The sequence below is a fragment of the Parasphingorhabdus sp. JC815 genome (assembly GCF_040717415.1).
Lineage (GTDB): Bacteria > Pseudomonadota > Alphaproteobacteria > Sphingomonadales > Sphingomonadaceae > Parasphingorhabdus.
Genome location: NZ_JBFEFM010000004.1, coordinates 161,901 through 184,682 on the forward strand (window position 1 = coordinate 161,901; position 22,782 = coordinate 184,682).

Sequence of the window (22,782 nt, forward strand, 5' to 3'; positions counted from 1 at the left end):
ACCAAAGCCACCGGACAGATAGAGCCAGTCAATTTTCCCCGATTATTTAATCTGGGGCAGTGTTTCAAACTGGTGGAATGGCGGCGGGCTGGACAAAGTCCATTCCAACGTCGTTGCGCCTTCGCCCCAGTAATTATCTTCTGCTTTGCGTCCTGCAATGAATGCCCACGCAATGTTGATGAAGAATATCACCACACCAACTGCCATGATCGCATAGCCGATGGAAGCAATTTCATTCCAATAGGCAAATTGCTCCGGATAATCGGGATACCGACGTGGCATGCTCTGGTTTCCAAGGAAGTGCATGGGGAAGAACAAGACATTCACACCGATAAAGAAGATCCAGAAATGCAACTGACCCAACAGTTCACTATAATGGCGACCCGACATTTTCGGGAACCAGTAATAGAAGCCCGCAAACATAGAGAATACAGCACCCAATGAAAGCACATAGTGGAAGTGGGCAACCACATAATAGGTATCATGCAGGTTGTCGTCGATTCCGCCATTAGCCAGAACAACACCGGTCACACCGCCAACGGTGAACATGAAGATAAAGCCCAATGCCCAAACCATCGGGGTTTTGAAGGTCATCGACCCGCCCCACATGGTTGCAATCCACGAGAAGATCTTGATGCCGGTCGGCACCGCGATAACCATCGTCGCAGCGGTGAAATACATTTTCACGTTAACCGACAGACCGGTTGTGAACATGTGGTGAGCCCACACAACAAAGCCGACCACGCCAATCGCGACCATGGCATAAGCCATGCCGAGATAACCGAAAATCGGTTTGCGTGAGAAGGTCGAGATGATGTGGCTGACCATACCGAAACCGGGCAGGATCATGATATAAACTTCGGGATGGCCAAAGAACCAGAACAGATGCTGATACAGCACTGGATCGCCACCACCGGCAGAGTCGAAGAAGGCTGTGCCGAAATTACGGTCCGTCAACAACATCGTGATAGCAGCGGCCAGTACAGGAAGCGCCAGAAGCAACAGAAAAGCTGTGACAAGAACCGACCATGCAAACAGCGGCATTTTGTGCAGCGTCATACCCGGCGCCCGCATGTTGAAAATGGTGGTAATAAAGTTCACTGCGCCGAGAATGGAGCTTGCACCGGCCAAATGGAGCGACAGGATAACCATATCCACAGCTGGCCCGACAGACCCGCTGGTCGAGAGCGGCGCATAAACCGTCCACCCGGTACCAGCACCGTCACCCGTACCGCCAGGCACAAAAGTCGAACCAAGAAGCAGAATGAATGCGGGGACCAGAAGCCAGAAGCTGACGTTGTTCATGCGAGGAAACGCCATGTCTGGCGCACCGATCATCAGCGGCACGAACCAGTTACCAAAGCCGCCGATCATCGCTGGCATAACCATGAAGAACACCATGATCAGTCCGTGAGCGGTAACCAGCACATTCCACAAGTGGAGCGCTTCATCCGCAGAAGCGCCTGAACCAACCCAGTCTGCAAGATACTGGATACCCGGCTCAGCCAGCTCCAGCCGCATCATACCGGAAATTGCACCACCGATAACACCGGCGACAATGGCAAAAATCAGATATAATGTACCAATATCTTTATGATTGGTAGACATGAACCAACGCTGGAAAAAGGCCGGTTTGTGATCTGCATCATGTGCATGATCGTCTATAATCTGCCCATCTGCTGCAATAGTTGTCATCGCTTGCTACCCCTTAATTCACAGCTACGGCTGCACCAGCAGACGCGCCTTGTATATTCATGCCATCAAATGCAGCAACCTCTGCTGCAGGCTCACCACCTTCAGCGGGCTCATCACCTTTTACGGTTCCGCCATTGGCGCGCACCCAATCGTTAAACTTGTCTTCCGGCAAAACCTCTACCGCGATTGGCATAAAGCCATGCCGCGCGCCGCAAAGCTCGGAGCATTGACCATAATATACGCCAACTTTGTCAATTTGCAGAACCTTTTCGTTAATCCGCCCTGGCACAGCATCCAGCTTGAACCATGCAGAAGGAATTGCAAAGCTGTGGATCACATCCGCCCCGGTAACAAGCAGCTTCACAGGCTTGCCGACAGGAATAACCATACGATTATCTACAGCAAGCAGTGACGGCTCTCCACGCGCTTTTGCCTCATCTTCGGGCAGCATGTTGGAAATTACTTCGAAATCACCATTGTCAGGATAACCATAACCCCAATACCACTGATAACCGGTCACTTTTATTGTTAAAGATCCATCGGGCGCTGGCTCAAACTGCTTAGCCAACAAGCTGATTGAAGGAACAGCAATAACCAACAAGATCAAAACGGGAATAACCGTCCAGACCACCTCGATAAATGTATTATGCGTAGTTTTTGAAGCCTCGGGATTGGCGCCTTTGCGGTAACGGATCACCACTACAAAAAGAAGCACAAGAACCAGCAAACATACTATTGCCATAAGAGGCAGCAATATCGAGTTGTTGATCCATTTGGCTTGCTCACCGGTCGGGCTGACCTGTGGCTGAAAATCAATACCGCCATCTACAGGCATGCCAACGCCTTCGGTTGGCTTCATTGGGGTATAAAGCGCTGGATCAAGACCAGAGGCAGGAGCCTCTTCAACCGCAGGCGCTTCTGCCTCAACATTTTGTGCAGCCGGTGCTGCATCTACGTCCGGCGCTGCCGGCAAGGCATCTTGTGCCATTGCCGCCGCTGGTGTGAGAATCAGGCCCAATGCCAAAATCCATGCTTTCACGTAATGAGTCATTACTTGCCCAACCTTATTTAAACCATAGTTTTCCGACGCTTACCGCCAATAGACCTATCAGAAATTTCCAATAATTTGTCCAGACAGACACTGAACCTACCAACTCGAAACATCCCATTTGGAGCGGCTTATAAGCAGGGTTGTCGCAAGCCTCAAGCTACTCTACGCATATTTTTGAACTTTTTGGACTTTCATCGTATCAAAGATGTCACCAATTCGAGAATTCAGACAAAGCAGGATGGAAAAATAAATTGACCGAAAACGAGATACTCGACGAATTTCGCACCAGCGACGCTCTGTTGGAGGGGCATTTTATATTGTCCTCCGGTCGGCACAGCTCACAATATTTGCAATGCGCGCGGGTATTAATGAACCCTGCACGGGCAGCCCGGCTTGCACAATCGCTGGTCGCCAAGCTGCCGGACGACATTCGCAATGCTATTGATATTGTCGTGTCCCCTGCAATGGGCGGTGTTATTGTTGGCCACGAAATGGGCAGAGCGCTTGGCAAGGAAGCGATATTTCTTGAACGACCCGAAGGCACATTTGAATTGCGCCGTGGTTTCCATCTGGAACCAGGCCAGAAAGTTTTGATGATGGAAGATGTCGTGACCACCGGCCTGTCATCACGCGAAGCTATTAAAGCGATTGGCGCGGCGGGTGGTGAAGTCGTCGCTGCGGGTGCGTTGGTCGACAGGTCTAATGGCGCGGCCAGCTTTGATGTCCCCTTCTTTCCGTTGATCGCTCTGGACGTGCCATCTTATGCGGATGATGAAGTGCCTGCGGAACTGGCCGCCATTCCAACGTCAAAACCGGGCAGCCGCAAACAATGACTAGAAGCCTGAATCAAACCCGGCATCTCCGCTTGGGTGTTAATATTGATCATGTTGCGACCATCCGTAACGCCCGCGGAGGCGAACACCCTGAACCTATTCGCGCTGCAACCATTGCGGCGGCCGCCGGAGCTGATGGCATAACCGCCCATCTTCGGGAAGACCGCCGCCATATCCGTGATGATGATCTGGTCGCACTTATGGGTAGCCTGTCTATTCCTCTGAATCTCGAAATGGCAGCGACTGACGAAATGCTCAGCATTGCGCTGCGTCACAAACCGCATGCAGCGTGCATCGTGCCTGAAAAGAGGGAAGAACGCACAACCGAAGGCGGTCTGGATGCTGCAAGCCAGCAGGAACGGTTAAACGATTTCGTCGGTCAGTTACGGGACGCCAATATCCGCGTGAGTCTGTTCATAGAGCCTGATCCCAGACAAGTTGAAGCTGCCATTCATCTGGGTGCGCCGGTGGTAGAATTTCATACTGGCCATTATGCCGAAGTCTCCGGAGCGGAACGGGAGGCAGAATTGCGGAGGATCAGCGACGCCGCCGCTCTCGCTGCGAAAAACGGTATCGAACCACATGCCGGTCACGGGCTGACTTTTGACAATGTCGTGCCAGTCGCCGCAATCCCGCAATTGGCGGAATTGAATATTGGCCATTTCCTGATCGGGGAGGCCATATTTGGCGGACTGGCCGGAAGTATCCGGCAGATGCGTGCCTTAATGAATGATGCAAGATGATTATCGCACTATGATAATAGGATTAGGATCAGACCTTTGTAATATAGAGCGCATTCAAAATTCGCTCGATCGTTTTGGTGAACGCTTTGAAAAACGGGTGTTTACAGAAATCGAGCGCGCCAAAGCTGCTCGGCGGCCTTATACAAAGGCAGGGACTTATGCCAAACGCTTTGCCGCTAAAGAAGCCTATTCAAAAGCGGTTGGGACCGGCTTTCGAGCGGGCGTGTTCATGAAGGATATCGGAGTCGTCAATTCCAAAAGCGGCGCACCGACGCTTGCTCTTTCCGGCGGCGCAAAAAAACGGCTCGACGCGTTGACTCCGGCGGGATATGATAGTGTTGTTCATCTCACACTCACTGACGATCATCCATGGGCGCAGGCATTCGTGATTATCGAAGCGATCCCCTCCCGGTAGAGGGGTGTCGATATGGCTGTTTTAATTTGTGTATAAAAAGAACGACAATAAAGAAGAAAACAGGATATGAGTTTAGACAAGGCGGATCAACAGACGGTCAAGCCGGATGATTCCAAAAAGGAAAAAACCGATTGGATCGGGGAGGCAAAGAGCATCGGACTCTTGTTGTTAGCGGTTCTGGCCTTTCACAGCTTTGTCGCGAAACCTTTTTATATCCCTTCTGTTTCAATGATGCCGGGCCTGTTGGTTGGCGACCGCCTGATCGTCAGCAAATATGCTTATGGCTGGTCGTGGGTATCCCCTACTTTTCATATATTACCACGGATGGAAGGACGGCTTTTCGGATCATTGCCGGAACGCGGTGACATTGTAATCCTGACACCAAAAACCCAAAGCAGTGATTATATTAAAAGGGTCATCGGCTTACCGGGAGATATGCTGGAGCTTCGGGGAGGCCAGGTGTTTCTGAATGGCAAGCCGGTTAAACAAGAAGTCCAACCGGATCTAAAGCTACCGATTGATGCCAATGCGCCTTGCGGTAGCCGTGAATTTCCTGGTCTTCGGGACACGGATGAAGCTGGCAACAGTTTTTGCTCCCTCCCCATTTTGCGCGAAACCCTGCCCAATGGGGTGAGCTATGACATTATTGATCTGGGACCACAGGTTTCGGACGATATTCCGCCGGTTATCATCCCCGAAAACCATGTCTATCTGCTGGGCGACAATCGCGACCTTTCTGCCGATAGCAGGGTGGCCAGTCCGCTTGGGCTAGATGGTGCGATTCCTTGGGAAAATATTGGTGGCCGCGCTGAATTTATTACCTTTTCGCTCGACGGGACAACCAGTTTCAACCCCGTTAGCTGGTTTACTTCATTCCGCAGTGGCCGTGCAGGAACAAGCCTGCGGCCACATAAGGAAAGCGTCGCCGCCAAATAGGCTATATTGTGGCGTTTACAGACGCAGTCCCAAAGTTTCGTCCAGTCCTGCCATGATATTCAGGTCCTGAACCGTGCTGCCTGCTGCCCCTTTGCCCAGATTATCAAGCTTTGCAGCCAAGCGAATATAATTGCCACATTCACTGGTAAATACATAGAGATCAAGCCGGTCGGTTGCTGGCTCATTATCATTCAGCAACAACTCGCTCATACTGCTGCCATCATGCACGCCGACAATTGGCGAGCCCGTATAATGATCTTTCAACGCAGCGAGTAAATCCGCAGCTTTTACGTCGCAGTTCATCGCGGCAAGGTTGAGCGGAACCTCAACAATCATGCCCCGATAGGCCTGTACGACCGCTGGCGCAAAAATAACTTCGTGGTCTAGGCCAGCATGGCGTTTCATCTCTGGCAGATGTTTATGCGCAAGGTTGAATCCATAACCGCGAAATCCAATAGTCTGTTCTTGCTCGAACCGTTCAATCAGTGCTTTGCCTCCGCCTGAGTAGCCTGAAACAGCGTTAACCGTATAGGGCCAGTCCGCCGGTAGTAGTCCGCGTGCGACAAGTGGCGCGACAAGTCCCAGAAAACCTGTTGGATAACATCCCGGATTGGATACCCGCTTTGCCGTCGCAATGCGTTCGCGCTGCCCTTCGCGAAACTCGGCAAAGCCATAGACCCAATCGGGTGCGGTGCGATGGGCGGATGAGGCATCAATGACACGCGTCTCGTCATTTTCGATCAATGACACTGATTCTATGGCGGCATCATCAGGTAGGCACAATATGACAAAATCACTATCATTGATTGCTTCCCGGCGGGCGCTTAAATCCTTGCGCTTATCCTCTGGTAAACGCACAAGAGAAAACTCCTGCCGATCAGCTAGCCGGTCGGCAATTTCAAGGCCGGTCGTTCCGACTGCCCCATCTATAAAAACACTGTAAGTCATGGCTTTCCTTTAACCGGCCATTTAACCGGACCGTTTGCGCGCTAATACGGGCTGCTTAACATCTTCGCCGTAACGGGCAATCACCTTGGCCAGCGGTTCGATGACAACTTGCATCCAATGTGTATTGGCGTGAATAATATGTTCATCATCGGCCATGATCCCGACATTGTCCGGGAAGAATATAAAATCGCCGCGACGCAAATCCTCATCATCGGAAATTTCCGAGCCTATGGTCTTTAATTGCTGGTCTGCGTCACGCGGTGCTTTCTCTCCGGTTAAGCCAAGAATCATCTGGATTAAACCAGCACCATCTAACCCGTCACCACTGCGCCCGCCCCATAAATAGGGTGCGCCCACAAGCTGTTCTGCAAAAGAGACCGTGTTATTCGCGCCATCAAAAACACGTTTGGCGCCAATTTCCTGAATATGGCGAATATGGACGTAGCCCTTCCCGGTTTGCAGGAACTGACCACATTCACTCGCTTCACCGCAAGCCAGCCTTGCGCCCATTGGCAGACGTTTGATTACGCCCGATTTAATATCAGGCGCAATGAATATCAGCGCTGCCCGTGCGGAAATCAGGTGGGTGGGCTGCGGCGTCTTGCGCTGATGCTGCAAAGCATGCACCGGCAAATAACCGACATAACCGTCATGATCGCAATAGCCCCATGCCCAGTCGCCAACCACATCAAGCAGGTGAAAATCCTCACCATGTAATAGTTCGGACACGGCTTCGTAATTTTTACCGCCCTGCTTGCGGAGCATTGCCTTTGGTGCGGCACAGCGCATCGGCATTGTCTCTGCATAATGCGGCGCAAATAATTTCCCGGCAAGCGCTATATCGGCCAGATCGCCGCGATGCGCCGTAGTTCGCGGATCGAATTCTTCTTCGGGGCCGCGGAGCGAAAATTTCGCACGCGCCGCAATCTCTCCGGCTTTCATATCCCCGATAACATTCATTATTTCCAATACCCTATTAACGATTTTCGCCGCAACCACGCGAATTCAACGTTTTTAGCGATGCGGTGACAATAGCCGCCCTTAAACGAGAAATAGCATATTGATCAAGCAGCGATGCGTAATGCCCATCAGTTATAACGCGCTTTCAGGTAATTCCAGCTTGCCCGCAAACCCAGCGCTTCTCCCCCCTTGGGTCGCCCTGCCTTACTGGCCGGACGCCACGCATAAGTATCAAAATGTGCCCACGCCGTATTTTCGGGGACAAATTTCTGCAAGAATAATGCAGCGGTAATACAGCCCGCAAAAGAACCGCTGGCGACATTACTGATATCAGCAATATTGCTATTTAGACGGGATTCATAGCGGGACCACAAAGGCATTCGCCACAGCGGGTCATCTTCTTGATCGCCCCCCTCTATCAAACCCGCTGCCATGGCATCATCGCTACAGAATAAAGCCGGTAAATCGGGACCAAGCGCAACCCGCGCTGCGCCGGTCAGGGTCGCAAAATCAATGATGAGCTCCGGTTCATCCTCACCTGCCAGCGTCAATGCATCGCCCAGTACCAGACGCCCTTCCGCATCGGTGTTGCCAACTTCTACAGTCAACCCTTTGCGGCTGTGCAAGATATCACCGGGGCGTAAGGCATTGCCATCAATCGAATTCTCAACCGCGGGAATCAATAAATGAAGCTGAACAGGCAATTTTGCTTCCATGACCAATCGGGCCAAGGCAATGGCATGGGCCGCGCCGCCCATATCTTTTTTCATCAACAACATGCCTGCCGGCGATTTCATCGAGAGGCCGCCGCTGTCAAAGGTAACGCCTTTTCCGACCAGCGCAATTTTCGGATGATCCGGCTTACCCCATTTCAATTCAATCAGCCGCGGCGCGTGATCGCGCATCGCAGCTTTACCCACCCCGTATATCATCGGAAAATGTTTCTCTAGCGTATCTCCGCGTGTTATTTTCAGGTCGGCACGGTGCGTTTCCGCTAGCTTTTCAACGATAGACTCAAGCCTGTCCGGCCCCATATCAGCCGCAGGCATATTGACCATATCGCGCACCATCGCGGTTGCCTCGGCCTGACGAAGCGCTTCGTCAACCTGACTGATTTCGTCTTTGACTAATAAAGTGCTTGGTCCCTGACGATTTGGCAATTCTTTGTATTTGTCAAACTCATGCTGTGGAATTAACCAGCCGAACAGCGCGTTTTTCGCATGGGCTCCCGCTAGCCGGTATTTTCCTTCAGGCAGCTTCCCGCCCAGCTTCGCCAGTGCCCACGGGTCCAGTTTTTCGTGGTCAATAACACCGGCAACAACAGTAAAGTCGCCTTGCTCTGCGCTATCGTCATTGCCTTTGCTCGATAAAACCGGAAGGATCAGATATGATTCCGGATTAGCGGTAAAATTATAGGCCGTCACAATGTTGCGGATAGTATCTGGCTGATCTTTCAGCCAATCCTCGAAATTATTAACGTCCAATATCCGGATGGTCCGGGCAGGCTGGCCCTTATCGGCCTCAATCAATGCGTTAAAGTCAGTCATCATCACCCTATAACTACACAATGACCTGAACGCGAGTGCCTATTCTGCTGCCTGCCCAGGCAGTTATTCCGCTGCTTCCATGGTCAGTTCTTCCTCACTGGAAGCTACGCTATTGGGCCCGTAAAACTGGATGACACCATCGTCCACCGGCTCTTTCAGCAACACCTTTTTATCAAACAGATAATCCTGATTGAGCTTCCACGGCATTTTGGTGCTGTTACGCGGTAACTCGTGGATAGAGCGTTGAATATAGCCGGACGAGAAGTCAAAAAGCTCATCCTCCTCGACCCCGTCCGTTAACACCGGATTGGCAATCCGCGTGCTGGTAGCATCCATATGATTGAGCAAACGGCAGGTATATTCCGAAACAATATCCGCTTTCAGCGTCCATGAGGCATTAAGATAGCCAAAGACAATGGCCATATTCGGAATGTCGGAGAACATGCAGCCTTTATAATAATAATGGTCGTGGAAGTTGATCGGCTTGCCATCGACTTCAAACGCAACCTTACCTGCAACCGCCAGTTTAAGGCCGGTGGCAGTGATAATAATGTCTGCATCCAGTGTCTCACCAGACTTCAGCTTTATACCGTCAGCCGTCACTGTATCAATATGCCCGGTTTTGACATCCGCTTTGCCAGCACGGATAGCCTTAAACATGTCGCTGTCTGGAACAAGGCACAACCGCTGCTCCCACGGGCCATAAGGCGGAGTGTAATCTTCCTTGTTATATTTATCGCCCAGTTCTTTTTTCAGGGGTTTTTCAAGTTTTGCGATAACCTTTTCCGGGTTTTCACGGGCCGTGCGATAAACCTTATCCTGCATGAACACGTTTTTCTTGCGGATAATATTATAAGCCCATTGGTCCGGCATGATCTTGCGAAGGAAATTGGCAAGATGGTCCCTTGCATCACGCGCAAAATACCATGTCGGCGTGCGCTGTAACATGGTGACATGCGCGGCCTTTTTCGCGATGACGGGAACGATCGTGACTGCCGTAGCGCCACTGCCGATGATTACGACTTTCTTGTCGCTATAATCCAGATCTTTTGGCCAGAATTGCGGGTGGACAACGTCGCCCTTGAAATTTTCAATCCCCTCTATCTTTGCGTCATAACCCTGATCATAATCATAATAGCCGGACCCCATATAGAGGAAATTGGCGTGCATAACGGCATGGCTGCCATCAGATTTTTCCGCTGTTACAGTCCAGCGTGCATTTTCGCTAGACCAACTGGCAGACAGCACTTTGTGTCCCAAGTGCATATGTTTTTCCAGATCATTTTTCGCTTTGATCCGGTGGAGATATTTCATAATCGAGGGGCCATCGGCAATGGCTTTTTGCTCGGTCCAAGGCTCAAACTTAAAGCCCAGTGTATGCATGTCGCTATCAGAACGGATACCGGGATATTGGAACAGGCTCCACGTTCCGCCAATTTCGTCACGCCGGTCCATTAGGGCAAAAGATTTTCCCGGACATTTATCACGTAGGTGAACGGCCATACCGATACCGGAAATACCCGCCCCCACTATGAGGACATCGACCGATTCCATAGTCGCCTCAGACGCTTTATTGCTTTTCTTGATAGCTTGTGTTGTCATTTGCCGTCTCTCCCAGCTTTCCATCCACTATGCCATTTCTGTGATAAGGTTGCAATTGGCAATTTAATCGGCTGGTTAAGCGCTAAGTTCAGTAAGTTCACACCAAGGAACCTTGGCGTTAGGCCAAAAAACCAAACTATGGCCGGAATAGTCAAATAAGAAACCATAGCAGTCAAACGGACCCCGGGATTTGAAAATCCCGAAGTTCATACGAATCGTAATAAAAACCCTCTCTGCACGGATAGAATAGCGCAAACCACATCTATCTGCCGATCATGTATAGCGTGCCGGTAGCCATGTAGGACAGGATTATTCCTATCGGTCTGCCGAGCCGTCAAACAGCGCTATACCAAGCCGTGCCGTCTTTCATTTCATGCTTTGCCCGGCCAGTATATTCCAGATGGCGGAGCGTTGCCATGGCTTCGCCAGTAGCCATTCCGACCACATCCGGCCCAATCGGTCGGGAGAATAAGAGCGGGAAACTATCTACCACCCGCATCGGCCCTTTCGCCAGCGCAGCGACAACATCGTCCAGCGCTTCATTATGGCGCAACGCCAATGTATCCAGCCGCTGATGCGCGCCTTTGAACGGGCGGCCATGGGCGGGCAAGACCAACAGTTCAGGGTCAATTTCGGCGCGAAACCTTGCGATACTGGCCAGCCATTCACCCAATGGATCGGCGGTAGGCTCGCTTAACATGACCGAGATGTTGGACGTGATACGCGGCAATATCTGGTCGCCGGAAATCATCACGCGGTTCTTGTCATCAATCAAACAGGCATGCTCGGGTGTATGGCCGTGGCCGATCATCACCCGCCAGTCATTATCGCCGATGGTCAGGTGGTCCCCCTCATCCATACGGATATGGCCGATGGGCAACCGCGATACGGCGCGGGCAAAGCGCCCCCAGCCACCTTCGCATTTTTCCTTGATCAGCTCTTCATCCCATCCGGCAAAACGCCATTCGTCAATCGCCTCTTGCGGGACTTCTTCGCTGACATCCGAGGTCAACATACGTGTCAGCAACCATTCAGTGCGGTTCATATGCAGAGGGGCCTTGAACCGGTTGGCCAGCCATCCGGCACAGCCTACATGATCAGGATGAAAATGGGTTACGACAATTTTTGTAGCGGTTTTACCATTTAGTCCGGTTTCAAAAAGCTGCTTCCACGATTCGATAACGGCGGGCATGAACAAGCCGGTATCGACAATCGCAAAGCCGGGTTCCCCCTTTTTCGGGCCATCGGAATGCACATCGTCCAGCACCCAGTTGTTAATATGACCCAATGGCCCTGGAACCGGCGTCCGGGTCCAGCCGATACCGGGCATCAATTCAAAATATTCGCCATATTTTGGCTCATAATCACCCAGCGGATAGGTTAATCCTTCCGCTACGATAGGGTCAAAACCATGGTCGGCTAATGTGGCATCATAAGCGGGAGATTTTATCGGGGCATCCATGATGTAACCATAGACACAGGCAGAGAACCGGCGCAACCATATTTAACCGTATAGTTAAACCAGCCCTCTTATACGGCTAGTTCGGGAAGCTATGTTATTTCGCTAGCCCTCAATTGTCTTTGAACCCTCAATTGTCTTTGAACAATGTCTCGGCTGTCAGATCTTCCTTTGTGCCCTCTTCTTCACCGGACTCGGCTGCCAAAGCAGCTTCAGCATCCCTTTCGGCCTGCGCCCGTTCTTCGCGCAATTCAGCAATAAGAGCTTCCTTATCACCGCCAAGCTTCTTGTCTTCCGGCACTTCAGGTTCAATTCCGGCCTTTTTCGCGGCTTTGGCTACCACAGCGTCAAGCTCGCGCTGTGAACAGAGACCCAGCGTTACCGGATCCTTGGGTACGATATTAGCAATATTCCAATGCTCGCGGTCGCGAATCGCGTTAATTGTGGTGCGGGTCGTGCCGATAAGTTTGCCCACCTGTGCATCGGAAACTTCCGGATGATTGCGGAGCAACCATGCAATGCCATCGGGTTTGTCCTGACGCTTGGAAACCGGTGTATAGCGAGGCCCTTTGGTCCGTCGGACCTGATCCGGTCCTTTTTGCATCTTCATGCGATATTCCGGATCAGCTTCCGCTTTTTCAATTTCTGCGTTGGTCAATTCTTGCGATTGCACAGGATCTCGTCCGGTATATTTGGAACCGGCAAGATCGTCCGCCATCGCATTAACTTCCAGAATGTGTATTCCGCAAAATTCGGCAATCTGCTCAAAACTCAAACCGGTATTGTCAACCAGCCAGCTTGCGGTTGCATGCGGCATCAATGGTGTCGGATTATCATGGGCCACGGCGGCATCCTTTTCAATAAATCGGGCTTTTCAGTACACGACTTTTTTAAATATAGTTTTTCAAAACACAAAAAATAAGGGCCGCCCCTTGCGGGAGCGGCCTATTAATACCGTCATTGTAGGCGATATCGAAAGAGTCGGCAAGATATTTGGTTCTACTACATGTTTTTAAGATGGCGAGGTGGCTTAAAATAACCCTCGACGAAGAAAGCGAGCTGGATTCCTGCCTTCGCAGGAATGACGAGGAGGGTTGGCAGAGACAATGGCCTAACTGTTTCCATACGTCCCATCGTCATTCCCGCGCAGGCGGGAATCCAGCTTCACCTATCCGTTTAAAATATCAAACAGATCATCCCAATTTGGGTTCTGTTCTTCAATTAACCGGAATTTCCATTCCCGTTTCCATTTTTTCATCGTCTTTTCTCTGACGATCGCATCCTCGATATTGTCATGGCGTTCCATGTAAACCAGCCGGTGGAGGTCATATTTCTGGACAAATTGTGAACCGTTGCCACTTCTGTGCTGCATAACGCGAAACGGAAGATTGGCGGTCACACCGATATATTGTGTCCCGCGATAGCGATTGGCCATAATGTAGATATATCCGCCAGCCAATGGGTTTTATCACTTTAAGACAGCTGGATTCCTGCCTTCGCAGGAATGACGGTGGGGCGCGAGAGGTTTATGGATAGCGCCGCCTTCATTCCACTTTCAGAATGATTTTCCCGATATGGTCGCCCGCTTCCATATGGGCGTGGGCCTTTGCTGCATCTTTCAGGGCGAAAACCTCGTCCATTACAGGTTTCAACTTGCCTGCTTCAATATCGGGCCAGACATAGCGATAGATTTCATCTGCCAACAACGCCTTGCGCTCGGCTGATTGCGGGCGCAGGGTTGATCCGGTTAGCGTCAATCGTTTCATCATGATCTGGGCCATATTCAGGGTCGCTTTCGCGCCGCCTTGCACAGCGATAGTGACATGCCGGCCATCTTCTTTCAGACATTTGAGATTGCGCGGGACATAGTCGCCAGCAACCATATCAAGCACCACTTCAACCCCCTGCCCGTCGGTGATTTTCTTGATTTCCTCGACAAAATCCTGCGTTTTATAGTTAATCGCGTGGTCAGCGCCTATCGCCTTGGCAGCGGTGCATTTCTGATCGGAACCGCAGGTCACAACCACCTTTACACCGAACAGCTTGCACAGCATGATCGCCATCGTGCCAATCCCGCTGGTGCCGCCGTGGATCAATGCGGTTTCATCCTCACGGGCAAAACCGCGATTGAACAGATTGCTCCACACCGTGAACAATGTTTCGGGCAAGGCCGCGGCCTCTTCCATCGTCAGGCTATCTGGCACGGGAAGGCATTGGCCCACCGGAGCCACGCAATATTCCGCATAGCCGCCGCCATTAGTCAGCGCGCATATTTTACGACCTATCCATTCCGGTTCCACGCCAGCACCCAGGGCAACAACAGTGCCCGACACTTCCAGCCCCGGAAGCGGAGATGCGCCCGGCGGAGCAGGATAAAGCCCCTTGCGCTGCACCACGTCCGGACGGTTCACTCCAGCGGCGGCGACCCTGATCAACACTTCCCCTGTGGCAGGTTGTGGAACATCCATTGTTTCAGTCTTGAGGACATCCGGCCCTCCTGGCTCGCTGATCGCGATAGCTGTCATTTCCGACTGCAATATTTCTGAAACTGTCATGGCTGCCCCCCAATATCCCCAAAAAAGCGCACGGATATCATGCCTTTTTCCATGGCCGCCTTATTGACAGCAAAGCGGCGCGGGTCAACATTACCAGTATCAATGGTCGAAAAAAACAGGAATTTTTACATGAATGACGACGATAATCTGCCGCGAAACGCTAATGATCCGCTCAGCCTGCTTGTAAAACAGGATATTGATCCCTTGTCCGTCGATGAACTGGAACAACGGATTACGACGCTAAAAAACGAGATAAGCCGCTGTGAAGAGCGGAAGAAATTTGCGGTTTCGCATCGTGCCAATGCTGATAGCCTGTTCAAGTGAGGCCCGGCATATAATATTGCTAATATAATATAATGGGCAGGCTTTTGTTAATCCTGTTCCTTAATCAAAAGGTTTAAGTTGATCCGGGCCGAACCGTATAGAAAGTAGTAGAAAAATACGTTTAACGCCGGTTGAACACTTGCCGTTATTGGGCCGTTATTGGGAAATGCCCTTGATGTTTTTCGGGTTACGCATAAATTAAGAGTGACACCGAATAGTTACGACCAAGGTTCCAGCTACTCTGGCGAAACTATCGGTTAGCGGGACAAACATTGTCCCATCAAGGAGTAAGTACATGCCTTCATTCGCAGAATCACTGGAAAAAACACTACATCAGGCGCTGACGAATGCGGCAGAGCGGTTCCATGAATATGCGACATTGGAACATCTGTTACTGGCATTGATTGACGATGGTGATGCCTCGCAGGTGATGAATGCCTGTGGTGTTGACCTGACGGAACTGGAAGATGCGGTTGTCCTGTATCTCGACAGCGAACTTGATTCCCTGAAAGTGGAGAAATCCATTGACCCTTCCCCGACATCCGGATTCCAGAGGGTAGTCCAGCGGGCGATTTTACATGTACAATCCTCGGGCAAGGATGAAGTAACCGGCGCAAATGTGCTGGTCGCGCTCTTCTCCGAACGCGAGAGCTATGCAGTCTATTTCCTTCAGCAACAGGATATGAGCCGCCTTGATGCGGTCAGCTATATCAGCCACGGCGTTGGTAAAGGCGGGCAAACTATCGACCCGGCCGAACTATCCGGCAGCGACGGGGATGAAGACAAAAAAGAAGCGAAAAACAAAAAAGAGACCGCGCTCGACCAATTTACGGTCAATCTGAACGAAAAAGCCAAAGAGGGCCGGATTGATCCGCTGATCGGTCGGCAGGCAGAGGTTGACCGCACGGTGCAGATATTGTGCCGCCGGTCAAAAAATAACCCGCTTTATGTGGGTGAACCCGGCGTTGGCAAAACCGCCATTGCCGAAGGTCTGGCCCTGCGTATTGTCGAAGAAAATGTTCCTGATGTGCTGAAGCCGGCGATTATCTATTCGCTCGACATGGGGTCACTGCTTGCCGGAACGCGATATCGCGGTGATTTTGAAGAACGGTTGAAACAGGTCGTTTCCGAGCTTGAAAAAATGCCGGACGCGATATTGTTCATTGACGAAATCCACACGGTCATCGGCGCAGGAGCGACCAGCGGCGGCGCGATGGATGCGTCTAACCTGCTGAAACCCGCATTGTCGGGCGGTGTCATCCGCTGCATCGGATCGACCACCTACAAGGAATTTCGCAATCATTTCGAGAAAGACCGCGCCTTGCTGCGCCGTTTTCAAAAGATTGATGTGAACGAACCAAGTGTCGAAGACACGATCAAAATCCTTGCCGGATTGCGCGGTGCGTTTGAAGAGCATCACAAGGTGCGTTACGCACCCGACGCCCTGAAATCAGCGGTTGAGCTGTCCACCCGCTATATCAACGACCGCAAATTGCCGGACAAGGCGATTGATGTGATCGACGAAGTGGGGGCCATGCAGATGTTGTTGCCGCCTTCGCGCCGCAAAAAAATGATCACGACCAAAGATATTGAAACGGTTATCGCTACAATGGCGCGGATCCCGCCTAAATCCGTGTCGAAGGATGACAAGAAAACCCTCGAGAATCTCGACAAGGATCTAAAGCGTGTTGTCTTTGGCCAGAATGAAGCCATTGAAAAGCTGTCGAGCGCGATCAAACTGTCACGTGCCGGGCTGCGTGAACCGAACAAGCCGATCGGCAACTATCTGTTTTCCGGTCCTACGGGTGTGGGTAAAACAGAAGTGGCGCGCCAATTGTCATCTATCATGGGCATACCGCTCAAACGGTTTGACATGTCCGAATATATGGAGCGCCACAGCGTATCACGCCTGATCGGCGCGCCTCCGGGCTATGTTGGCTATGATCAGGGCGGATTGCTTACCGATGCAGTGGATCAGAACCCGCACTGTGTGCTGTTGCTCGACGAGATCGAGAAAGCCCACCCGGATCTGTTCAACATCCTGTTGCAGGTGATGGACAATGGCAAGCTGACCGATCATCACGGCAAGACGGTTGATTTCCGCAATGTCATATTGATTATGACCACCAATGCGGGCGCTTCCGACATGGCAAAAGAAGGCATTGGCTTTGGCAATGTGTCCAAGGAAGATGCCAGCGACGAAGCGGTGAAAAAAATGTTCTCACCGGAATTTCGCAATCGTCTGGATGCGATTGTGCCCTTCGCCTATCTGCCACCCGAAGTGGTCGCGCGGGTTGTCGAAAAGTTTATTCTCGAACTCGAGTTGCAACTGGCGGATCAGAATGTCCACATCACGCTGGATGATGACGCAACCAAATGGTTGACGGATCGCGGTTATGACAAGCTCTATGGAGCGCGGCCAATGGGTCGCTTGATCCAGGAAAAAATCAAGCAGCCGCTGGCCGAGGAATTGCTGTTCGGCAAGCTGATGAATGGCGGCGAGGTCAAGGTTCATCTGAAAGACAATGAACTGACGTTCGAGGTCACTCCTGCTGCTCCTTCAGGCAAAGCGAAAAATACCAAGCCCAAGAAAAAGACGCCGACAAAAAGCTAATAGTTTCGCGTTAATGATGGGGTTGAGGCTTTAATCCCATCATATCCCACCGTCATTCCCGCGAAGGCGGGAATCCAGCTACAACAACGCAAGAAGCTGGATTCCCGCCTTCGCGGGAATGACGATCCTGACCAAACCGGATGATACGCATGATTTTAAAACACTACTGACAATATGCTGTCAGTAGGCCTATGACATAAGCTGCTTTTCCCGAACATTGAAAGGCACAGCAATATGACCGAAGCAAATTAGAGACGCCTCTATTGGACTGAGATTCCAGTAACCGATTTGAAACGTGCACACGCATTTTATGAAGCGACCCTCGAAGCGCCGTTAACCGAACATGATGATGGACCGCAGAAGATACTGCTTTTACCTGCATTCGGCAGCACAGGTGCAATTGGCCATCTGTATGAAGGGAAGCCGGTAACAGCAGGTGACAGGATAACCGTGCATCTTGCCGTGGACGGCAGTTTGGAAAATGCAATGGAACGCATCAAAACGGCGGGCGGCGAAGTGGTTTCTCAGGTAATCTCTATCCCGACAGGCTCTTTCTTTTATGCGAAAGATACAGATGGCAATTCCCTTGGCATCTTCAAATATTGAATCATGCGTAGAGCCGACCCCTTTTTCCAGATTGTCCAATATCTGCGCGGCGGGCGGCTTGTAACCGCGGCCATGCTCGCCGGGCGTCTGGAGGTTTCCGAACGCACCATTTACCGCGACATTGCCGACCTGCAATCCACCGGCGTTCCTATCGACGGTGAAGCCGGTATCGGTTATATCATGCGCAGCGATATGCGCCTATTTGGCCGAAGCATTCCCCGATGCGGGCCTTGCTCCCACGGACGATGAGCGTGCCGATTACTATCGCTGGCTATTCTTTGCCGCTGGCCCGCTTGAAGCGGCGATTACAAACAAGTCTATGGGCTTCACAGTCGATCCGGACAAAGAGAGAATGGCCGGCTATGGCAATTATGATCAGGTTGTCGATGTGCTAGACCAAAAACTGTCCGTCAGTGACTATATCTGCGGAGACCGGTTCACCATGGCCGATGTTTATGTCGGAGCCCATGTCGATTGGGGACAGCAATTTGGCAGTCTTCCCGAACGTGACAGTTTCCAGGCCTATGCCCGGCGTCTGCGCGACAGAGCAGCCTATAAGGCGTCAAAGGCGGTGGACGCCGCATTGTTGCCCGATCAGCCAACAGGCTGAATGAGCCGGATTAATCGTCGGTAGGCGGCACAATTTTTGTCGCTGGCACGCTGCTCGTTGCCGGTTCGTTGACTACAGGAGCCGAAGGCTGGCCTTCATATTTCTCCGGATCTACCAGCCCGCCGGTCAGTCCGGTTGTGTTGATTGTCTCGTCAACAGCATCGCGAGCCTGTTCAGGTGCATATTGCACTCGCCAGGCATCAAGCGCTTTTTCATATTCCTCATAGGCCAGATAAAAATCGTTGAACGGTTTTTCCAGTTCCAACAATGCTTGTGCACCGAAAGTTTCCAGATCTTCCTTGGTCGTTACGATTGCGCGTTGGCTGACCTGAACCGCCTGATCACAAAAAGGGCGACGCAGAGGGGAGAATGACCAGAAATTATACATATTGGTCTGGTGACGGTCATGGGCCTGTCTGTAATCTTTGCCATGTTCGCGGCGATATTTGCTGATTATCGCATTATTTGCATTGCGTAGATATTTCTCATTATTGCTGAGAAACAGATTATAATCGTCGATAATCCGGCTATATTGCGGATCGGTGCAACTTAGCGCCGCGACATTCAACGCACCGCGCACATGCCATAATGTTTCCAGCGGACCAAGGTTACGGTTAATCGTTTGACGCAAACCATCTGGCCGCAGTTGTGGCACAATGGTGTTCGCGCTGGCATTGAACGGGGTTGTCGGTGCGCGAGGGATCGGTTTCGGTGCAACAACCGGCGGAGGCGCAGGAGGAGGAGGCGCCTGACAGGCAGCCAGTGCGGCCACCGCCGTCGCAACCAAAACTAGCCGTAGATTCTTGATACCGTGAAACACTTCTATCTCCTCAATCCATAGGGAAATGCTTATGAGCGGGGCAGAGTCTTGTCCAGCCATAGCACGCCAAAAATCGACAGAATGCCTAAAGAAAAAGCCCAGCAATTTCTTGCCGGGCTTTTCTGTAAATCAAATTACCTGAATAAAGGCTTATTCCTGACTGCCCATGAAGGTGAGCAGGAACTGGAACATGTTGATAAAGTCCAGATACAGGTTCAGTGCGCTCATGATAATCACTTTCCCGACCATGTCGGTTCCGGCAACATAAGCGTACATGCTCTTGATCCGCTGTGTATCATAAGCGGTCAGTCCTGCGAAAATCAGAACACCGATCGCACTGATTACAAAATGCATCATCGTAGACTGCAAGAAGATGTTAATCACCATCGCAACCAACAGGCCGACAACACCCATAATCAAGAAACTGCCCCAGCCAGACAGGTCTTTCTTGGTCGTGTAACCAAAAAGGCTAAGCCCCAGGAAAGCCGCCGCGGTGGCGAAGAAGGTCTGGGCAATCGAAGCGCCGGTGTAAACAAGAAAAATCGTCGACATGGATAGACCCATCAAGGTCGCAAAGCCCCAGAACATTCCCTGAAGCGTGAACGTCGAGAATTTATTCTGCCCAAAGCTCATCGCAAAAACGATCGCCAGCGGTGACAATATAATCACCCACTTCAGTGGGCCACCGCCAAGCATGATGTCCGCCGCCATGCCGGAGTTGGCAAAAAGCATTGCCACAATACCGGTGAGCAGCACACCGCTCGCCATATAGTTATAAACTTTCAGCATGTAGGACCGCAGTCCGGCGTCATAAGCCACATCGGATTGCGGTGTCGTACCAGCTGGTGTCCGCGACATTGTCGCTCGTGGGTCAGGCCAGGCCATGATTTCAAAACTCCTCAATATATTAAGCCGCAAAAACTTCTGCGTTTCGAGGCTATCCCGATCAATATCGGTTTAATAGGTGAATAATTCAAGAAAAACCGCATGGCGAAACGATAAAATAAACATCCGATTTCATAGATATTATCAATGAGCGGTCACGATAGGCGGATAAACTGTCAACTTCACCTTGTCATATGCTCAGCCAGCAGGTTTTGACTGAATGTGTTTCAGGACAGCTTTGCGATCAGCGCTTTAGCCCCGGCGACCACATCGGCCCAGGTTGTTTCAAACGCTTCATCGGCTTCATAATAGGGATCAATGACATCCTGACCGTTGCGTCCTTCCAGAAGGTCTAGAAACAGCGAGAGCTTAGCCGAGCCATCAGATGGCGCCATAGATTTCAAATTACTCAGATTATCGTTGTCCATCGCTATGATATGATCAAATGTCCGGAAATCTGCGACGCGAACCGGGCGAGCGCTAAGATGGTCAATCGGTGCGCCATATCGGGCAGCGACAGCTTGTGCCCGGTCATCAGGAGGATTGCCGGTATGCCAGTCTCTGATACCAGCAGAATCAATAATCATGGTCTTTCCGGCCCGCGCGCACTCCTGACGCAGCGCCGCCTCTGCCATGGGAGAGCGGCAAATATTACCAAGGCATACAAAAAGAACTGAAGTCGTCATAGAGTCTCCGATAAATGAAAATCATGGATGATATTACATGGGATATTTGCGCCAAGAGCCAAGCAGCTCTTTACTATCTGGTCGAAATACTGGCCAGATAGGCGCAGATTACGCTGCTTGGTCTTTGAGCTGGGCTAGCCTGCCTTATAGTCTGGCATGCTATGCAAGGCCATAGTCAAGTGGCGATCAGACAAGGCTCGTAAAGAGGGGCGAGACACAGCCAGAACAATCATTCTAAAGCTCGGCGTTTTGGACCGTTTATTTAGCGGGCTTAAAGCGCTGGATCTCAAAAACACCGCAAGCTATCCGCCCTCCGCTCTCACCCGATGGATCGGTTTTCATGTCATCAGGCCCGGCATGTATCACAAAAGCCGCACCATCTGCATCCATTAGCGGGGTCGAGCCACCTTTCAAGCTCGCTCCCTCAATTCTTGTTTCGAGCGCACCTGTGCCGTTTTCACCGACCTCAAGGTTCAACAAATCACCCATATGGGCGCCCTCCGGATTATCAAATCCATGTTTTTTCCCGGCCGGATTCCAATGTCCACCGGCTGATTTGAAATCGGGCGCTTCGCATTGTCCGGTCTCATGAATATGGACGCCGCGCGGCCCCGGCTCCAGACCCTCCGCCTTGATCTGAACGATCAGGCCACCATCGCCCTCTCCAATTATGACTTCGCCATACCGCGTGTCATCTGCGCCAGTTAACACAGCCCGAACTATATCTTCTACCGGCTCTGGCGCGGTTTCTGAGCCATTGTCACTACAGGCTGCCAGTGAAAGAGCCAGCCCGGACAGCAATAGCCCTGCCTTCACTTTACCTGCACGCACTTTACCCATATTATGACTGGCCATAATCCCGCTCTCCGTTTTGACTGAATATCCATTCATGATAGCAGTCCATTTTGGTTGTTGGAACCGTTAGTATATAGTTATTTTTAGCAAATTATGGGGAAATCCTGTGCCGGACACCCGTTTCCTGATTGCCCTCGGCTCCAACCAGCGCCACGTTCGCCATGGCTCCCCGCGGCAGGTGATTTCGGCTGCGCTATCCGCATTGGAGCACGCAAACCTGAGCATTATCAAATATTCCGCAATCCTGTCATCCCGTCCCGTCGGTCCATCAAGCCGCAGCTATGCCAATGCAGCTGCAATCATTCAAACGGCCCTGGATCCGGACGAGCTACTCATCCTTTTCAAGACCATCGAATCGGATTTTGGCAAAAGGCGCGGCCAACCATGGTCACAAAGAGTGCTAGATCTGGACATTATTTTATGGAGTGAAGGCTCCTATTCCAGTGACAAACCCCAACTCACAATCCCCCACATCATGATGCGGGAACGCTTATTTGTCTTACGCCCTGCCGCAGAAATAGCGCCTAAGTGGCGCGATCCGCTAAGCGGGCTGACCATCACGCAACTGGCCTCACAATTGGCCGCAAACTCGACTTCCCGCACATATTGATCACAAAATCCGGAAAAAACAGCGCAAA

At 51.4% G+C, this 22,782-nt stretch carries 24 protein-coding genes; 10 read left to right on the forward strand and 14 right to left on the reverse strand.

Annotated features, from left to right (window positions below; all coding sequences use genetic code 11):
- Nucleotides 1-42: 42 nt before the first annotated feature.
- Nucleotides 43-1,695 carry a cytochrome c oxidase subunit I gene (gene ctaD, locus AB1K62_RS10680; protein WP_367003531.1) on the reverse strand — a complete coding sequence of 551 codons (1,653 nt, stop codon included), beginning with the start codon at nt 1,693-1,695 and terminating at the stop codon, nt 43-45.
- Nucleotides 1,696-1,708: 13 nt separating this feature from the next.
- A complete protein-coding gene (gene coxB / locus AB1K62_RS10685) occupies nt 1,709-2,746 on the reverse strand; it encodes a cytochrome c oxidase subunit II (RefSeq protein ID WP_367003532.1) in 1,038 nt (345 codons plus the stop codon).
- 251 nt (nt 2,747-2,997) lie between these two features.
- Here coxB and pyrE point away from each other — a divergent pair, with 251 nt between their 5' ends.
- The 4 genes from pyrE to lepB all read left to right on the forward strand — a co-directional run bounded on the left by pyrE (nt 2,998) and on the right by lepB (nt 5,673).
- Nucleotides 2,998-3,579 carry an orotate phosphoribosyltransferase gene (pyrE, locus tag AB1K62_RS10690; RefSeq protein ID WP_367003533.1) on the forward strand — a complete coding sequence of 194 codons (582 nt, stop codon included), beginning with the start codon at nt 2,998-3,000 and terminating at the stop codon, nt 3,577-3,579.
- Entirely contained in the window at nt 3,576-4,322 is a 747-nt protein-coding gene (locus AB1K62_RS10695; protein ID WP_367003534.1) for a pyridoxine 5'-phosphate synthase, read from the forward strand. The genes pyrE and AB1K62_RS10695 overlap by 4 nt, the downstream gene beginning before the upstream one ends.
- A 10-nt stretch (nt 4,323-4,332) precedes the next feature.
- Entirely contained in the window at nt 4,333-4,737 is a 405-nt protein-coding gene (gene acpS, locus AB1K62_RS10700; RefSeq protein WP_367003535.1) for a holo-ACP synthase, read from the forward strand.
- A gap of 66 nt (nt 4,738-4,803) precedes the next feature.
- Nucleotides 4,804-5,673, forward strand: a complete 870-nt coding sequence (lepB, locus tag AB1K62_RS10705) for a signal peptidase I (protein WP_367003536.1) — start codon at nt 4,804-4,806, stop codon at nt 5,671-5,673.
- A 15-nt stretch (nt 5,674-5,688) separates the two neighbouring features.
- Here lepB and argC read toward each other — a convergent pair whose 3' ends face one another.
- The 8 genes from argC to AB1K62_RS10745 form a co-directional block, all read right to left on the reverse strand.
- Complete coding sequence (gene argC / locus AB1K62_RS10710) at nt 5,689-6,621, reverse strand: N-acetyl-gamma-glutamyl-phosphate reductase (RefSeq protein ID WP_367003537.1); 933 nt, start codon at nt 6,619-6,621, stop codon at nt 5,689-5,691.
- 21 nt (nt 6,622-6,642) lie between these two features.
- Nucleotides 6,643-7,581, reverse strand: coding sequence for an NlpC/P60 family protein (locus AB1K62_RS10715; RefSeq protein WP_367003538.1), 939 nt, complete (start codon nt 7,579-7,581; stop codon nt 6,643-6,645).
- Between the two features lie 128 nt (nt 7,582-7,709).
- Nucleotides 7,710-9,128 carry a leucyl aminopeptidase family protein gene (locus tag AB1K62_RS10720; RefSeq protein ID WP_367003690.1) on the reverse strand — a complete coding sequence of 473 codons (1,419 nt, stop codon included), beginning with the start codon at nt 9,126-9,128 and terminating at the stop codon, nt 7,710-7,712.
- A 63-nt stretch (nt 9,129-9,191) separates the two neighbouring features.
- Nucleotides 9,192-10,730: an NAD(P)/FAD-dependent oxidoreductase gene (locus AB1K62_RS10725; RefSeq protein ID WP_367003539.1), complete on the reverse strand. Its 1,539-nt coding sequence runs from the start codon at nt 10,728-10,730 to the stop codon at nt 9,192-9,194.
- 334 nt (nt 10,731-11,064) lie between these two features.
- The gene (locus AB1K62_RS10730; RefSeq protein WP_367003540.1) at nt 11,065-12,192 is read right to left on the reverse strand and encodes an MBL fold metallo-hydrolase; all 1,128 of its coding nucleotides are present in this window, start codon (nt 12,190-12,192) and stop codon (nt 11,065-11,067) included.
- A gap of 127 nt (nt 12,193-12,319) precedes the next feature.
- On the reverse strand, nt 12,320-13,006 hold the full coding sequence (locus AB1K62_RS10735) for a DUF1013 domain-containing protein (RefSeq protein WP_367003691.1): 687 nt from the start codon (nt 13,004-13,006) through the stop codon (nt 12,320-12,322).
- A 351-nt stretch (nt 13,007-13,357) separates the two neighbouring features.
- Entirely contained in the window at nt 13,358-13,648 is a 291-nt protein-coding gene (locus tag AB1K62_RS10740) for a GIY-YIG nuclease family protein (protein WP_367003541.1), read from the reverse strand.
- A gap of 85 nt (nt 13,649-13,733) precedes the next feature.
- Nucleotides 13,734-14,744 carry an NAD(P)H-quinone oxidoreductase gene (locus AB1K62_RS10745; RefSeq protein WP_367003542.1) on the reverse strand — a complete coding sequence of 337 codons (1,011 nt, stop codon included), beginning with the start codon at nt 14,742-14,744 and terminating at the stop codon, nt 13,734-13,736.
- Nucleotides 14,745-14,873: 129 nt separating this feature from the next.
- On the opposite strand from AB1K62_RS10745, the gene AB1K62_RS10750 reads away from it, so the two are divergent.
- The 5 genes from AB1K62_RS10750 to AB1K62_RS10770 all read left to right on the forward strand — a co-directional run bounded on the left by AB1K62_RS10750 (nt 14,874) and on the right by AB1K62_RS10770 (nt 18,898).
- Nucleotides 14,874-15,068 carry a DUF1192 domain-containing protein gene (locus AB1K62_RS10750; protein WP_367003543.1) on the forward strand — a complete coding sequence of 65 codons (195 nt, stop codon included), beginning with the start codon at nt 14,874-14,876 and terminating at the stop codon, nt 15,066-15,068.
- Between the two features lie 295 nt (nt 15,069-15,363).
- Entirely contained in the window at nt 15,364-17,682 is a 2,319-nt protein-coding gene (gene clpA, locus AB1K62_RS10755) for an ATP-dependent Clp protease ATP-binding subunit ClpA (protein ID WP_367003544.1), read from the forward strand.
- 273 nt (nt 17,683-17,955) lie between these two features.
- Nucleotides 17,956-18,288 carry a VOC family protein gene (locus tag AB1K62_RS10760; RefSeq protein ID WP_367003692.1) on the forward strand — a complete coding sequence of 111 codons (333 nt, stop codon included), beginning with the start codon at nt 17,956-17,958 and terminating at the stop codon, nt 18,286-18,288.
- Between the two features lie 3 nt (nt 18,289-18,291).
- The gene (locus AB1K62_RS10765) at nt 18,292-18,537 is read left to right on the forward strand and encodes an HTH domain-containing protein (RefSeq protein WP_367003545.1); all 246 of its coding nucleotides are present in this window, start codon (nt 18,292-18,294) and stop codon (nt 18,535-18,537) included.
- Complete coding sequence (locus tag AB1K62_RS10770) at nt 18,491-18,898, forward strand: glutathione binding-like protein (protein ID WP_367003546.1); 408 nt, start codon at nt 18,491-18,493, stop codon at nt 18,896-18,898. Before AB1K62_RS10765 ends, AB1K62_RS10770 begins: the two co-directional genes overlap by 47 nt.
- Nucleotides 18,899-18,908: 10 nt before the next feature.
- Here AB1K62_RS10770 and AB1K62_RS10775 read toward each other — a convergent pair whose 3' ends face one another.
- The 4 genes from AB1K62_RS10775 to AB1K62_RS10790 form a co-directional block, all read right to left on the reverse strand.
- Nucleotides 18,909-19,778: a hypothetical protein gene (locus tag AB1K62_RS10775; RefSeq protein ID WP_367003547.1), complete on the reverse strand. Its 870-nt coding sequence runs from the start codon at nt 19,776-19,778 to the stop codon at nt 18,909-18,911.
- 90 nt (nt 19,779-19,868) lie between these two features.
- Entirely contained in the window at nt 19,869-20,576 is a 708-nt protein-coding gene (locus AB1K62_RS10780; RefSeq protein ID WP_367003694.1) for a Bax inhibitor-1/YccA family protein, read from the reverse strand.
- Nucleotides 20,577-20,830: 254 nt separating this feature from the next.
- Nucleotides 20,831-21,289, reverse strand: coding sequence for a low molecular weight protein-tyrosine-phosphatase (locus AB1K62_RS10785; RefSeq protein ID WP_367003548.1), 459 nt, complete (start codon nt 21,287-21,289; stop codon nt 20,831-20,833).
- Nucleotides 21,290-21,547: 258 nt separating this feature from the next.
- Entirely contained in the window at nt 21,548-22,144 is a 597-nt protein-coding gene (locus AB1K62_RS10790; RefSeq protein ID WP_367003549.1) for a superoxide dismutase family protein, read from the reverse strand.
- 106 nt (nt 22,145-22,250) lie between these two features.
- On the opposite strand from AB1K62_RS10790, the gene folK reads away from it, so the two are divergent.
- Nucleotides 22,251-22,754 (forward strand): 2-amino-4-hydroxy-6-hydroxymethyldihydropteridine diphosphokinase, encoded by a 504-nt coding sequence (folK, locus tag AB1K62_RS10795; RefSeq protein ID WP_367003550.1) that lies wholly within the window; start codon nt 22,251-22,253, stop codon nt 22,752-22,754.
- The last annotated feature ends 28 nt before the right edge of the window (nt 22,755-22,782 follow it).